Origin of the sequence: Bacillus sp. FJAT-27225 (assembly GCF_001685025.1) — a bacterium.
Taxonomy (GTDB): domain Bacteria; phylum Bacillota; class Bacilli; order Bacillales; family Cytobacillaceae; genus Bacillus_D.
Window position 1 is genome coordinate 798,831 of sequence record NZ_MAYU01000021.1, and the last position, 14,174, is coordinate 813,004.

General features: G+C 39.6%; 13 protein-coding genes. 4 read left to right on the forward strand and 9 right to left on the reverse strand.

Annotation, left to right across the window (positions count from 1 at the left end):
* Window positions 1-187: 187 nt before the first annotated feature.
* Window positions 188-883: a restriction endonuclease gene (locus A8F94_RS15645; RefSeq protein ID WP_066202273.1), complete on the forward strand. Its 696-nt coding sequence runs from the start codon at window positions 188-190 to the stop codon at window positions 881-883.
* Between the two features lie 40 nt (window positions 884-923).
* The gene (locus tag A8F94_RS15650; RefSeq protein WP_066202276.1) at window positions 924-1,898 is read left to right on the forward strand and encodes a DUF5677 domain-containing protein; all 975 of its coding nucleotides are present in this window, start codon (window positions 924-926) and stop codon (window positions 1,896-1,898) included.
* A gap of 718 nt (window positions 1,899-2,616) precedes the next feature.
* Here the strand turns inward: A8F94_RS15650 and A8F94_RS15655 are convergent.
* The 5 genes from A8F94_RS15655 to A8F94_RS15675 form a co-directional block, all read right to left on the reverse strand.
* Complete coding sequence (locus A8F94_RS15655) at window positions 2,617-3,324, reverse strand: M48 family metallopeptidase (RefSeq protein ID WP_066202278.1); 708 nt, start codon at window positions 3,322-3,324, stop codon at window positions 2,617-2,619.
* 15 nt (window positions 3,325-3,339) lie between these two features.
* Window positions 3,340-3,660: a ribonuclease E inhibitor RraB gene (locus tag A8F94_RS15660; protein WP_254660870.1), complete on the reverse strand. Its 321-nt coding sequence runs from the start codon at window positions 3,658-3,660 to the stop codon at window positions 3,340-3,342.
* A 241-nt stretch (window positions 3,661-3,901) separates the two neighbouring features.
* Complete coding sequence (locus tag A8F94_RS15665) at window positions 3,902-4,102, reverse strand: cold-shock protein (RefSeq protein ID WP_026694123.1); 201 nt, start codon at window positions 4,100-4,102, stop codon at window positions 3,902-3,904.
* A gap of 262 nt (window positions 4,103-4,364) precedes the next feature.
* Window positions 4,365-5,339 carry an ornithine cyclodeaminase family protein gene (locus A8F94_RS15670; RefSeq protein ID WP_066202281.1) on the reverse strand — a complete coding sequence of 325 codons (975 nt, stop codon included), beginning with the start codon at window positions 5,337-5,339 and terminating at the stop codon, window positions 4,365-4,367.
* 54 nt (window positions 5,340-5,393) lie between these two features.
* A complete protein-coding gene (locus tag A8F94_RS15675; RefSeq protein ID WP_441294196.1) occupies window positions 5,394-6,689 on the reverse strand; it encodes an MFS transporter in 1,296 nt (431 codons plus the stop codon).
* A gap of 135 nt (window positions 6,690-6,824) precedes the next feature.
* On the opposite strand from A8F94_RS15675, the gene A8F94_RS15680 reads away from it, so the two are divergent.
* Window positions 6,825-7,313 (forward strand): helix-turn-helix domain-containing protein, encoded by a 489-nt coding sequence (locus A8F94_RS15680; RefSeq protein ID WP_066202282.1) that lies wholly within the window; start codon window positions 6,825-6,827, stop codon window positions 7,311-7,313.
* 200 nt (window positions 7,314-7,513) lie between these two features.
* Here the strand turns inward: A8F94_RS15680 and A8F94_RS15685 are convergent, their stop codons facing one another.
* The 3 genes from A8F94_RS15685 to A8F94_RS15695 form a co-directional block, all read right to left on the reverse strand.
* Window positions 7,514-8,287, reverse strand: coding sequence for a hypothetical protein (locus A8F94_RS15685; RefSeq protein ID WP_066202285.1), 774 nt, complete (start codon window positions 8,285-8,287; stop codon window positions 7,514-7,516).
* A 241-nt stretch (window positions 8,288-8,528) separates the two neighbouring features.
* Entirely contained in the window at window positions 8,529-10,247 is a 1,719-nt protein-coding gene (locus A8F94_RS15690; RefSeq protein ID WP_066202287.1) for an alpha/beta hydrolase, read from the reverse strand.
* 20 nt (window positions 10,248-10,267) lie between these two features.
* On the reverse strand, window positions 10,268-10,456 hold the full coding sequence (locus tag A8F94_RS15695; protein ID WP_066202289.1) for an NAD(P)-binding protein: 189 nt from the start codon (window positions 10,454-10,456) through the stop codon (window positions 10,268-10,270).
* Window positions 10,457-10,644: 188 nt separating this feature from the next.
* On the opposite strand from A8F94_RS15695, the gene A8F94_RS15700 reads away from it, so the two are divergent.
* Complete coding sequence (locus A8F94_RS15700) at window positions 10,645-12,699, forward strand: hypothetical protein (protein WP_066202291.1); 2,055 nt, start codon at window positions 10,645-10,647, stop codon at window positions 12,697-12,699.
* 114 nt (window positions 12,700-12,813) lie between these two features.
* Here the strand turns inward: A8F94_RS15700 and A8F94_RS15705 are convergent, their stop codons facing one another.
* Window positions 12,814-14,106 (reverse strand): RES family NAD+ phosphorylase, encoded by a 1,293-nt coding sequence (locus tag A8F94_RS15705; protein WP_066202293.1) that lies wholly within the window; start codon window positions 14,104-14,106, stop codon window positions 12,814-12,816.
* Window positions 14,107-14,174 lie beyond the last annotated feature (68 nt).

Consider the following 14,174-nt stretch of genomic DNA (forward strand, 5'->3'; position numbering starts at 1 on the left):
TAATTCTACTTTAAGAAAATTTTAACATATAACTAAAGCAAAGGTTGGAAATCGAATGGAATTTATTGAAATTTCTATATTTAGTATAAGAAAAGTTTTATGGATATATATACACATAAAGGAAATTTAGTATATCTTTAATTATGAATACTTATTATAAGAGTTTTTAAAGGGGTAAGAAAGGTCTATGGAATGGAAAAGGTACGAGACAGAGATTCATAGGAAATTAGGAAACATGTTCCCGGAATTAGAAGTTAAGGGCAGTTCATTTATTACAGGAATACATAGTAAAGTTAGCAGACAAATTGATGTTCTATTAAAAGGAAAATTTGGGTTCACAGAAATAATTGGAGTTGTTGAATGTAAACATTTTTTGGAGAATGTCGATGTTAAAATAGTAGATTCATTCATTGGTTTTCTTGAAGATGTAGGAGCAAAAGTAGGTGTAATTATTACTATGAAAGGTTTCTCTAAAGGGGCAATTAATAGAGCTCGTGGTGCTGACATACAATTAGAAGTTATAAATTATGATGACCTAGGTTTATATGCGTTAAGTTTTGAATTCTGCGATTATTGTGTTCATAGTAAAGGAAAAGATAATTTTATTTGGTATGATGGCACTTATGCTTATATTGACGATTATGGAATCGCTTATTGTTTACACAGGGGTAGATGTAGCACCTGTAACACCATTTATATAAAATGTGACTCTTGTGGAGTAAATACACCGATTCATTATCAGAAATTTGGTAGTACAATACCGTGTGAAGGTGATTGCGGTTTATATTTTAATCTTCAGCATTTCTCCAAAGTTAAAAGTAGAATAACAGAGTATGAAGTTGTTGTTCTAAGTAATTTTTCATCAAAAGTTATAAGTTTTTAAGGTGTTATTATATTTAGGAATCATTAGGAGGATATTTTAGATGTTCCAAAGCATATTCAATAAAGATATTAAAATCTTATCAGCCATTACAGTACAAGATGAAGAAAAATTGGATAACTTTTACAATTCAATTTATAATAATTTATTCGGAATTGGAGTTACTCATAATTTTGAAAAAGAGGATCGCTATTTTGTAGAAGCACTATCGCATTTTATGAAACAGATTCATCTTTTAAGAAGTGCCATGATACTTTTAAAAAATAATTTACCTCTTGAAGCTGGTATCTTAGTTCGATCTGCAACAAACATTTTCTTTGTTATAGAATACTTACTTCAAGATGGAAAGGAAAAAGAAAATTTTAAAAAACTTTTCATCTTATCTGTTGTTGCTGAACTTTTTGATCTTAAGTCAGAAGTAACACTCTTAGAGGAGATTCGCGATGAGGAAAAATACAAACGACTTTTTAACGAGTATATTTTCAATGATTATCAACAAGAACTTAATGAACTTCGGGAATCTTTAAAAGAAAATTACCCAATTGATGCGCCAACCACCGATGATAAATTTGATAATAAAATATCTGCTAAAATAAAAAAAGAATTAAAATTACCTTCTATCAAAGATATGGCTTCTGTCTCAGTTGAAGGACAATTTATATATAATAAAATGTATAATATTTTTAGTATATATGATCATTCTTCCCCAAGAGTATTACACTATTACCGTGAACTTTATAAAACATCTAACAAATATAAAGTTAAATTCTATGAATACTCTCAGGAAAAAACAGATGAACAGTTATTTATTTTTGCAAGTTTTTTAGAGTTGCTTTGTCTAGGCCTCAAAAGGATACTCGAGAAAATACAAAAAAGCGACTCATTATTAAAAAGATATAGAAATAAAAAATTTAATTCATTAGTAGATAGTTTAAATCATTTATCTGATTTTCGAGACGCATTTGCGAGTAAAGTAAATCCATTATTCGAAAAACAGCCCCGGGAAAGAAATGAATAGTTTTTCCAAATATATCCCTAATCGCGCCTGATAGAGTAATAAAAAACTGTTTTACTAACTTCATTTTGCTGGAAATTACCTAGATTCTTTAAGTAATGAAGCATTACTTAACTAAAAATTGGGAGGGTAACACCTGCTAGAATATCAATTTAAGAAAGTAAATATTGAGATTACCGATGAAGACGCAATTGTGGAAGAGGAAAAGGAAAAATTTGAAGAGATGTTTAACGCCAGTAATTAGAATATTCAGGAAAAAGCTTAAAGCTCCAATTCTTTAAGTAGGAACAAACTATTTTTCTTTTAAATTTTTTAAGACATACGGCTCCGTTTGCTGATACGCTTGTTTTTCTTTCAAATAATGTAAACAGATTTCATACTTTTGTGAAAATTGTCGATAAAGTATTCTTTCTTCAAATTAATATCTTTGTGCTTTTGACTCTCGATAATTTTAAATTCGTTACCGGCGGGGAATGGGGCTTTCAACTGAATATGCTTCACCAGTTTTAGCGAATTTTATCAGGAGATTTCACCTTTTTGCTGGACTTACTTTCGGATCCTCAAACCAAAGATGACGAGTAATGCACTTAATACGAATGGCGACTATCCTTTACATTTAAAAAATTTGTGCCTGGCACTATCCGATATAATATATATCATAAAAATCCATTCAACAAGAAACGGGAAGTGACTGGCAGCCTGTTTTTATGCAAACGTCCTATTAAACATCCATCCTCCACCCTGACACCGCAAGCCAGCGTTCATGCTGTTCATAGTCAGGCATGATTTTCCCGACGAGCCGCCAGAAGGAACGGTCATGATTCAAATGCACCATATGGCACATTTCATGGACGACAACATAATCAATCACTTCTAGCGGTGCCATTGACAGTTTCCAATTGAACGTCAACCGCCTCGTGGAGTCACACGTGCCCCAGTTCGTATTGTTGTCCGTGATCCGGATTGACCGCGGCTTTGTTTTGAATTCGCTTTGATAAAATTTGACCCGTTTCTCGATCAAAGCCTTGCACTGCTGATAGTAAAATCGCTTTAAAGCCTGTTTAACGCTCTCATCATTTTGTTCTTTCACGTATACGTGCAGCTTATCTTCCTCGAACAATGCATTGTCTTTTTCGATATCGGCATCCTGGGAAATTAATATCGGATAGGATTTGCCTAAATACAGAAATTGCCCACCCTGACCGTACTCTTTTTCCATGCTGCCTGCGACCCGCTCTTTTATTTCTCTCGCCCTTTGCAGGATGAGGTCCCATCTGTCTTCTATTATTAAAAGCACACTTGCATCAGAAGTCCCCTTTGGAGCCTGTACTTCGATATTTCCATACAAGTCTATATAAATGCCGATCGTTGAACGGTTCTTATAAATCACATCAAATCCAATTGTTTCTCCCGAAAAAGTATGAAGCATGTTATCACCTGCATTTTAATCTATAAATACGCCCCAGCCATCCGCATGGCCGCCGTAAGGCTTGCTAATTTGATTGAGCCTTTCCTGTACCTTTTTTAGTTCGCTATGGTTCAGGAGCATTCTTTTCGAGCAGATGCAGGCCCACTCGTCTGTTTCGTCATCCTGCTCTAGCAAGCCATGGAAGCCTGCTTCCTTCAAAACGGGCAGAAGCTTTTCGCCGGTCTTCTGATCAGGTACCGCGATAAAAAACTCGACTGCCTGCGGCTTCTTAAAACTCACACCTTCTTTGAACAAACTGCACAATGCTTCTCCATCCGCGTCGTTTGGAAATTTCATCATCCATTCCTCCATTTGTGTGCCTTCTATGTTGTCATTATCATGCACTTGCTAAATTTTGGCTAATCATTTAATTATGAATTTGTTGTGTTATAATGTAAATAACCTTTTAACTTTAAACTTTTTTCTTTACCGGTTCCACTACCCTGCTCGTTCGTTGAGCAGGGTTTTTTATTGCACTTTTTTTGAAAATAAAAAAAACAGACTTTTTTGGAGTCTGTTTCGGTATGTTAGTCCAAAATTAAGCTTTTTGAACGTTTGCAGCTTGAGGTCCGCGTGCGCCTTGCTCAACGTCAAAAGTTACTTTTTGACCTTCGTCTAAAGATTTGAAGCCTTCAGATTGGATTGCGGAGAAATGTACGAATACGTCTTCTCCACCTTCGCGCTCGATGAATCCGAAGCCTTTTTCTGCGTTAAACCATTTCACTGTACCTTGTTCCATGTGTGTTGCCTCCTCGTGCTAATGCACATTGTTTGTTACTATCCCTGCCCAAAGTGATCATTAGAACGAAAAGTCGATCTTTACATCGGTCAAAAATAATTCTTCCTTATCATAACTCGGAATAGGAGAAATTGCAAGGGACCTTAGTAGGACGACTTCCTCCTTAATCATGTATAAGTTTGATTTGAACGGAGAACGTTGTAGATCAAGAGAAAATCAGGGCTTAATTTTTGTAAAGGATTTGCCCCATATCCTATCCATCCTACAAAAAAATCTCCTGACCTACATTCATTTCCTTCGCCTTCTCAAATACCCCCTTCGCGACAGCCAAATCAAAATGAGCCGCCCCAACCGATTTAAAAATAGTAATATCCTCAACGCCACGTTCAACCTTATTTACGTGAAGATCAGCTAATGTACCGGAAAGCTTTTCAAAGGACCATTTCCCTCTATGGGCTGCATCTATGAATTCTCCAGCCTCCGCTTTCATCCCCTCATGATCATCAGCGTAAATCAAGGCTGCCTGTTCAATAGCCCTTAACGGGATTTCACGCATTTCCGGTAAATAACTACCCACGCCGATAATATGTGTCCCCACTTTTAAATACTGTGCATCAAACACTTCTTCAGTTGAACGGGTTGCACAACAAATGACATCAGACTGGGCGACGGCTTCGTTCCGGTCGACACCGGTATGAATGCTAGCGGTCACACCGGCCCCTTTAAGCTTATCGCTGAATGTATATGTCTTATCGGTGGAGCGATTGATTAAATAGATGTCTTGAATCGGCAGCACGTTTACTATTCCCAGTACTTGCTCAAAAGCCATTCCACCTGTACCAATGACGGTCAGCACTTGGCTGTCAGGCCTGGCGAGATGGCGTGCAGAAATTGCACTTAATGCGCCGGTTCTCAATCGTGTCAGATAAGAAGCAGCCACTAAGCTTATATGTCTTCCTGTTTCGAGTTCTGTCAGTAATATGGCTCCTTGTGTGGTTGGAAGATCAGCTGAGCTGTTCTCAGGAAAAATAGATACAATTTTGACAGACGCCATTTTCGCCCCATCCGAACTTGGCATATAGAGCACAGAGCCGTTACGTTCGGGGACATTCAGTACCGTCCGATGAGGGTTTTCCACACGTCCTTCATGAATTGCTACTAACATGGCTTGGACATCCCGAATGGCATCTTCCATCTTATAAATGGATTGAATCAGTTGTTCGTTCAATATAAGCATAGAATCTCTCCTTTTTATAGAATAACTCGGCCAAAACTGCCGGCCGAGAGATTGTTAACCTGAAATCGCAGTTTGTTTTTGTTCAACACGGCTTTTCACTGCCCATATGGCAATCAGTGATACAACAGAAGTAAATATAATGTAGAGTGCAACTGGGATATAGGAATTGTCAAATGATGCGAGCAGCGCTGTGGCAACGAGCGGCGCTGTACCCCCAGCGACTGCGGCCCCAATTTGATAACCTAGTGAGACACCAGTATACCGAACCTTTGCATCAAAGATTTCGGAGAACATCGTTCCAAGCACTGCTGTAATCGGAGCCCAGATTATGCCCAAGCCGATGATCGTCGCCAAAACCAGCATAACTACACTGCCTTGATGAATCATCCAGAAATATGGGAAAGCGAAAGCCATCATCGCTAATGTACCGACGATATACATTTTTTTACGGCCAACGCTGTCTGATAACCTTCCCATGACTGGAATAAGGATGGTTGTAATAATCGTTGAAACCATAACCGCCCCTAATACAGCGGAACGGCTAAATCCAAGATTGCTTGTCCCATACGAAACAATGAACGTACTGAAAATATAGAATGGTGCAGTCTCAACCACTTTTGCACCAATCGTAATCAGCACTTCTTTCCAGTAATAGCGAAGTGTCTCGACGATTGGAAGTTTGGGAATCTCGCCTTTTTGCTGGACTTCCTTGAATTCTGGTGTCTCATCGATTCCTTTTCGGATCCATAAACCAAAGACTACGAGTAATGCACTTAGTATGAATGGCACGCGCCATCCCCACGTCATGAATTGCTGCTCGGGTAATAAGTTCATTATCCAAAGAGCTAGTGTACCCATCACCATACCGATCGTAACACCCATTTGTGGAATAGAACCAAAGAATCCTCTGCGTTCTGGTGGAGCGTATTCAGTTGCCAGCAGCAAAGCTCCTCCCCATTCCCCGCCGATTCCAAGACCTTGGATTAGACGAAGTGTAATCAAAATGATCGGTGCAGCTACACCAATCGCTTGATATGTAGGCAGAATCCCCATAGCAAATGTCGCAGCCCCCATCAGGCTTAATGTTAAAACGAGTGTTTTTTTCCGGCCGATTCTATCCCCGATATGACTAAAAATAATTCCCCCAAATGGCCGAATAAAAAACGAAAGTGCAAACGATGCATACGCGAGCAACAATCCTACTGTTGGATCCTCATTAACAAAGAATAATTGGTTGAATACTAGTGCGGCCATTGTTCCATATAAGAAATAGTCAAACCATTCAATGGAGCTGCCCACAAGGCTGGCAACCAAAACACGAAAAGACGTTTTTTTATCCAATTGTTGCATTTTCTCCTCATCCCCTTTTAAAATTGAAGTGTCACTTCAATTAGATTTTAGACAATAGTTAATATTCCGTCAACTTTGATTAATTTGCTACAATATTTATTAATGAGAAAAGTGGGAAGAGGAAGGTAGGATAATATGATTGGTGTCCGACTTAAAGAAATTCGTAAAGAGAAAAAAATGACCTTGAAGGAACTTGCAGAGGGAGCCGGTGTTTCCATCAGTTTTCTCTCACAAGTCGAACGTGGAAAGTCCAGTGTCACATTAGAGTCACTCCGAAAAATCTCTGAAGTTCTAAGCGTCAATCCCAGTATTTTTTTCTCAAGTAACAATGAGCCCATGAGTGAGCCTTCATTTCATTATCAGGACCTGACACAACAAGTCCCAAATCCAGACTTTCATCCAATACTCGTCACACTCCCAGCAAACCAAAGCGACGGACAACCCTTTTCACACAGCGGACATGAATTCATCTATGTATTAGAAGGAACCCTGACACTCCAAATAGAAACAAAGATGATCGAACTGCAGCAAGGAGACTCCTGGTTTTTTTCAGCCAGCGAAACACATTACTGGTACAACCACACAAATCAAACAATCCGATTCTTAGTTGTGTCTTCCAGATAAAATGGTTTAGTGGACACTAGTAAACTGGCATCACCCGAACTATTTATTTATCCAGCCTGGCACTCCGGCCTTAAATATTGCTGAATCCAAGTTCTAATTTATCAAAATAAAAAGGATAGACGAGCTTTTATAGCTCTATCTATCCTAATTTGTTAAAGGCAGAGAAATAGGGTCCTCCTAAATCAGTTAGAGCGGATGATCTACTTTTTAACGACTTTTATATACAACATATAATTCCCTGCTAATCTCGACGAGTCTCTATATTGGATACCAACTATGCCATTACCGTAACCGAAGTTATTTGCAATCACCATATCAGCAAGCTTGCTATTTAAGGCAAGCGTGACGGGTTTAAACACGGCTTGCCCATTTACTTCTTCTGTACCTATAGGCCTGTCTCCTGCTTGCCCTGTAATATAGGTAAGGGTTGTAAATAATGCATTTAAACCAGACTCTACATTCGTCATAACCGCATCACTAAGAACTGCTACAGGCTTACCTCCAACCGCTGTTAGTAAATTGCCGACTGATCTTGCTATTACAGGCCCCTTTTCTACAAGTACTCTCCCCCATGTTTTGAATAAGTCCTGGCCGCCATCCCATTCCCAAATGGTCGGAGTTATTGCAACAGCAGTTTGTTCTGTTAAATCACCGGACCAAAGGACCATAGGTGGCCGGTCAACTTGCAAACCGGTTTTTCTCTGCCAGGGTGCCGCATATGGGACATGGTCTCCAGTTCGTATACCACCGCTACTGCTGGCAGTTCCCGCTTGTACGCGATAAGGATACCCATTCCGATCACCCAATACAGCTGTTTGTTTTTGTCCCCAAAAAAGTTCCCTTCCGGTGTTATCGATCAAGCGAACATCAGAGTGGATATATACTTCATCCCGCTTTCCGTCCACTTGAAAGATATGGTCCCAGGTCTCATTGTGAGCAGTAAAACCTTCAAGAGTCACTTCGTAATTCGGCATGTAATACCCTCCTTGAATAAAAATATGAGTAAACCTTGGTATGTAAGTGTTTTTCCGTAAAAACAGTTAAACACCTTACAAATATAAGTTTATTTCACACTTACTCTCACAAACTATCTCAATTTACTCTCAACATTTTTGAAGTATTCAGTACGTGCCCGCTCTAAAAATAAAAGAATAGAAGAGCATAAAAAGCTCACCCTATCCCTTTAAGTAATAAATCCTCCTATTCCCCTAAAAGCTAACTAGTCGAGGATTTTAGATATCCTTCTGTCCTATAAGACTCCAGTTCTTCAACCTTATCCAAATGCTCAAGAATGTGTGGAAAGACATCACGAACAACATTTTTGCCGATTAAGCAGTCGTTGTGCCCGTAGCCTTTGAGTACATGCCTCTTGCACAGGTGGCTGCCGTTTTCCGCACATAATGCTAAGTAGGATTTCTCCATACCTTCTGGGAGGAATACATTGCTGTCTTCGCCAGAAAATAGGGTAATTGGCATCGCCATGCGATTGAGATGTGGCAAATAAACATCGGCACCATCTGCACGAAGAAGTTTACGTTCACGAAATATCAATGCGAGGTGTTCAAACGTGGTGAGGTTCGCTTCACCGAGTTGTTCACTTAGTGTGTCGTGGGTAAGCTGATTCAGTTGATTGTGTTGGACAATTCGGCCATACATAAAGGTCAAGCGATGACAGGTTGGATTTTTGCAATGTTCGTTGGCACCTTTTGGGTAAAGCAGCCGCAATGCCTTGTTAAAGAAACGATTTTTCCAATTGGCCTTCACATCGGTGTAGGACGTCATTGTTTGAATGCCAATCTTTTTTAGGAAGGTAGGGATGTAGAGTTTTGTCTTCAGATTGTTTAAGAATGGAGGCTGGATATGGGTGGCAACCTGAAATAACATCATTGAACGAACGCCTTCCATCCCCTTCAAGACCGCCATCACAGCCGTTATGGCTCCAACGCAATGGGCAAGAATGTCAATTTTATCAGCACCGGTAATCTGGCGGATTTTTTCTACAGCAGCCGGGTAGTCCTCTTCCGCTATATCATCCATAGTCCACTGGCCGCTTGTATAGGGCGTTTCAATACTCAACCGGTAATCAAGCAGCCAGACATCATACCCTTGTTCATACAAGTATTCGGTTAGGTTGGTATCAATTGTATCCAGGTTATATGTGACAGACGATGTAGCAAAGCCGTGTGACAACATGACAGGGCCTTTGTACCCACCGTTATAGCGCAACAGACGGAGTTGAAGATTTTCAGAAGTAGTAAAGTAGTAGGTTTCAGGTGCAGCAGTTCGAAGAGGCCGCCTTTGGCGTGGCGGTGTATTTGGATTGTACAGATGCTGTTTAGAAAAAATGGCTGCATACGTATTAAACAACTTGCCTGTAAAAAATTTACCGAAGCGTGCCAGGGCTTTTAATTGTTTCGTCATGCTCGGCTGGTTGAGAATACGAATTGTGGACAGCAGTTTAAGGAAATCGGCAGCACTAATTCGAAGTGTCCCTTTGCCAATAAGAGGCCCCTTATCATCCGGTCCCTCATAAACGCTAATAAAAAGAGTTGTCGTGTCAGGCCATAAGTCAAATCCCGAATCGTTGTGGATCAGTTTGTAGCCTTCTATATAATACTTGTTCCCCTCGGCTGATTTTAACGGCAGACGATAAACCATTTTACTAGTTTCAACACGGTCATCGTCCTCGACAAACAGATTGAACATTCCTCCCTTTACTGTCAACGGCTTATCAGAAAGTAGTGGTGCATGGACCGTGCCTTGAATCATGGCTTTATGTTTCGGATCAGAAAGAAATTCTTCCAGGTTGTTTGAATGGATCGTCACTGTAAACTTGCATTCGTCTCTAAGTTGTTTGTTTAATTTTACCCCAGAGGAGATGGTTGAGAAAAAGCCCCTCATTGTCTCGGTGAATTGTATGCCAGTATATTGCATATTGATTTCCTCCTTGGATTTTACCGGTACAGATGGCGCCTCGTAATAAAGTCGCCAGGCATAAACTCTTTGCCGCGCTCTAACAAGCATACTGACAAACCCGCCCGAGCCAGGCGGGAGGCCGCAATTGATCCTCCATAACCGGAACCAATGATGACTGCCTGATAGTATGGTTTCATTTCAAGGATAGACTTGGATAACCGTTTCATTTAGATTCCACACCCTGCCTCCATATAAAAATTACAACTGTTCAGTTCCTATCAGGAAACATTCGTACAAGAAACATACTTTAAAATCACTCTCAAAAACGTCTCGACTTCCTTTCAATTTCCCAATACTTAGGCAGTGGAAATTCAAATATAATGGAAATAAAAAGCTCCATGAGAAAGGTGATAAAGTGCCGGAAAATGTGAAGTTGTCGAAGGAAGCAGTTCATTATTTTGTAGGCCGAGAAGAAGAATTACATTTAATGAGGAAACATGCTGAAGGCGATTGGGATTGGACATGGCTACACATATTTGGCCAAGGGGGAATTGGAAAAACGTCTCTTCTTACTCAATTCAGGCTTAACAGCCAATTTACTTGTTTTTATATAGATGGAAATAAGGGCGTCCAAAATAAAGAAGATTTTTTACATCAATTGGATCATCAAATTTGGGGTGAAGACGAACGTCCATTTGAAACACTTGAAACAGACCAATATATTCAAAGGCTATTATCTCTCTCAACAAATTTTCCCAAGATTATTCTGTTAATCGATGGATTCGAAAAAATGCGCCTCGTTGAGGAATGGCTGATGAACTGGCTGGGAGACATTCTTCCCTTTATTCCAATCATCACTGCAGGCAGGCATCCGCTAACCTGGAAATGGAGGCTGCCTGAATGGGCCAGCCTTATATACTCATTCAAGCTCTCAAGTCTGACCCCATCCCAAGTCTCTCTATACGCATTGAAAAGAGGAATCCTCCCTCGTGACCAACAGCTTCTTCTTTCCCGTTTTTCAGGGGGAATTCCGCTCGCAATGGCATTGACAGCAGAAGTCCTCGTCCGCGGGAGTAGAACTGACGTATTGGACAGAAGCGAGCAGAATCGGCTTATTAGTGTACTCATGGATGAAATTACACGAACTTTACCAGAGCAATTCCAGCTTGTACTAGAAGCTTCTTCTGTCTATTGGCGGTTTAATGAGGATAGGTTGGCTGCCCTTGTTGATATAAGCACAAGTGAGTTTCGTGAGTTAACCCAATTGCCTTTTGTAAAACAGCTTGAAGATGGCTGGGTCCATCACGATGCGGTCAGGGCCTGGATTCATAAAGATTTGATAAGCCGAAAGCCACATTCATATGAAAAGATGCGGAGAAAGGCTCTCCATCAAATCCGAATGGAAGAACAACTCAGTCCCAATCTGGAAGCCAAACTTAGGATGGATAAGATGTTCTTGCACGAACACCCTATCGTCCGTAATACGTGCTGTTTAGGGAATTTGGAAGATGTTGAAATTAGGGAATGCTTGGAGAGCAATTTACCCGCTGTCGAATTGTTATATCTCGATTACCTCAACTCTACTGTATCCGTACATTCGGGTGACCGGCATTTGGCAGATTTAATAAGGCCGATATGGGAGCTTGAACCTTCCTCGTTTTTTACAATTTGGAGGAACGATAGGATGATTGCTTTCTATGCGATGGTACCGCTAGTTGAAAAAATAGTGGATGTTTTGGGGAAAGAGCCGTTGTTACAGCCGTTTTTCGGCAGCTGGAGTCCTGTCCCAAACACCTATTTACTGGCACTGGTCGGAGTTGACCCGGATCTCGAAGAGCAAACCAGGTCCTCCATTACCGACCTGTTAATCAATCACTTTTCTGCGGCTGAATGGATTTTGGATTTCACCTGTCAGAAAGAATGGTTTCCAGTATTCGAATTGCTTGGATTTGAACGTGCAGCCTGGGCTGATGCCATCACCGCACTTGGGACAGAATACCGCGCCTATACCCTAGATTTGCGGACTGAAGATTTCCTTACAAAGCTAGATAGGAGATTATCCGGGCACCTAACTCAAAGCACTTTTCCTCAAACCGATCCTGAGACAGGGATGAAAGATTTAAAGAAGATTTTGAAGGGGTACCACAGCCTCCCGAGCAATCAGTTATTATGTGAGCTTTACAGACAATTGTTCCCGCACAGATTGGATTTTGACGGTTTGATAGAGAATGTTGGAAGGCAGATTCAAAAGGATTTATTACAGTCAATTGAAGTTATTTCGAAAGAGGAAAATGGGGAATCAATCCTGGGACAAGTATTGAAATATACATATATACATAGAATCAAGCCACAGGAACTTGTAGCCCGAAGACTTAATATTTCGCTAGCATCTTACTATAGGTATTTGCAAAAAGCACTGACAAGATTGTTTGATTACTTGGTTCAAAATGATCACTCTACTCAAGGTTAAAGGCAACTTCACTAAGAGATAGTTGCCTTTTATTGCATGCATTTTTGATACAGACACCACATGTGTTGAGTGTATGTGGCAACACATGGGGTGCTGGTGAGTACTTAGGATAGATTAAATATCGTCATCCATCGTAAAATAGGGATTTGGTTTTCCACAATGATTGCATCGTCTCATTAACTCACTAATTTGGTTGTGGCAATAGGGACAGCTCATTTGATACAAATCCCGTTGCCATGGTGGAGTATTGGGATCAAAAAAATCCTTTCTTGTATAAACACCCGCTTTAGGAAATCCATTAAAGGAAACCTTTCCCTCCCAATTGAATAATGCTAAATTGTTTCCTTGACCACGATTACTAGAAAATTTTATACCATCGAATTTACCTGCCATTTTCGCTACATCAGCTACAAATCGAGGAATATAATATTCAGGTTTCCAAACTCTATCTCTCTCTGAATCTTGGTTAATCACACCTTCATAAATTAAGGCAGCAATGAGCAACTTGTGTTTTGGAGAAATACTCTTACTAGGTTCAGTTGTTAAATCTAATACCTGTACATTATCTACAAGAAACTCTTGAAACCATAACAGCTTTGATTCATTTTCCTCCATCATTTCAGCTATACAAGTCTTTTTATCGCTAGCCAAGTATAGTACAGGAATACCTATATGATTATATCTTCCTTCTTTTTTTACATATTCACTCTTCGGAGCACCCAAATCAGCTTGCTCAAACACCCTCGACTGATTGACCTCTCTAGACCTAAAATATATTGATTTCTTGATAGTTGAAGGGTGCATCTCTGTAATTGCTTCAATTATTCTTTTTCCCGTATTATGATATGAGCCTAAACTTGGGTATTTTTTAATATATTCTTGAAATTCATCAAGCTCATTCTTATACGCAATATTAATTAATTCTAAGGTTTTATTCTTTGATTCACTCCACAGCAAATAATTCGATAGAATGAATCCGATTTTCTTATATTCTTCCGTTTTTTCATGAACAATTTTCTTATCTGTATATAGCCTATCATAGGTTCCTCTAATATGAACTTTGCAATTAATATTAGTTGGACCATTAATTAATTGATTAATTGCAAAATCCTCCAACGATTGCTGCCTTTGTGCAAGTTTTCTTTCTATTGGTGCTTCATAGGTATTGTGGTTAAATTTATTTTTCGCAGGGCCATGATTCAGATTAGCAATAAATATAGAAATAAAATCCCGAACTTTATTACTTACCTCTTCCCATGAAATTCTTTCACTTAATATATCTGTACCTTCTTCAATAACGTTTTTATTTGCTGCCAGGTTTTCCAACTCATGATTATCCATTTGCACCGCTACAGTAATAATATCCTTTGTATCTTTCATTTGTTCAACAAATATAAAGTCCGACATCAATTCCTCCCCTTCCATTACTTTCAAATCAACCCTTGACAATCAGATTTACATTTTACAAAACGTGA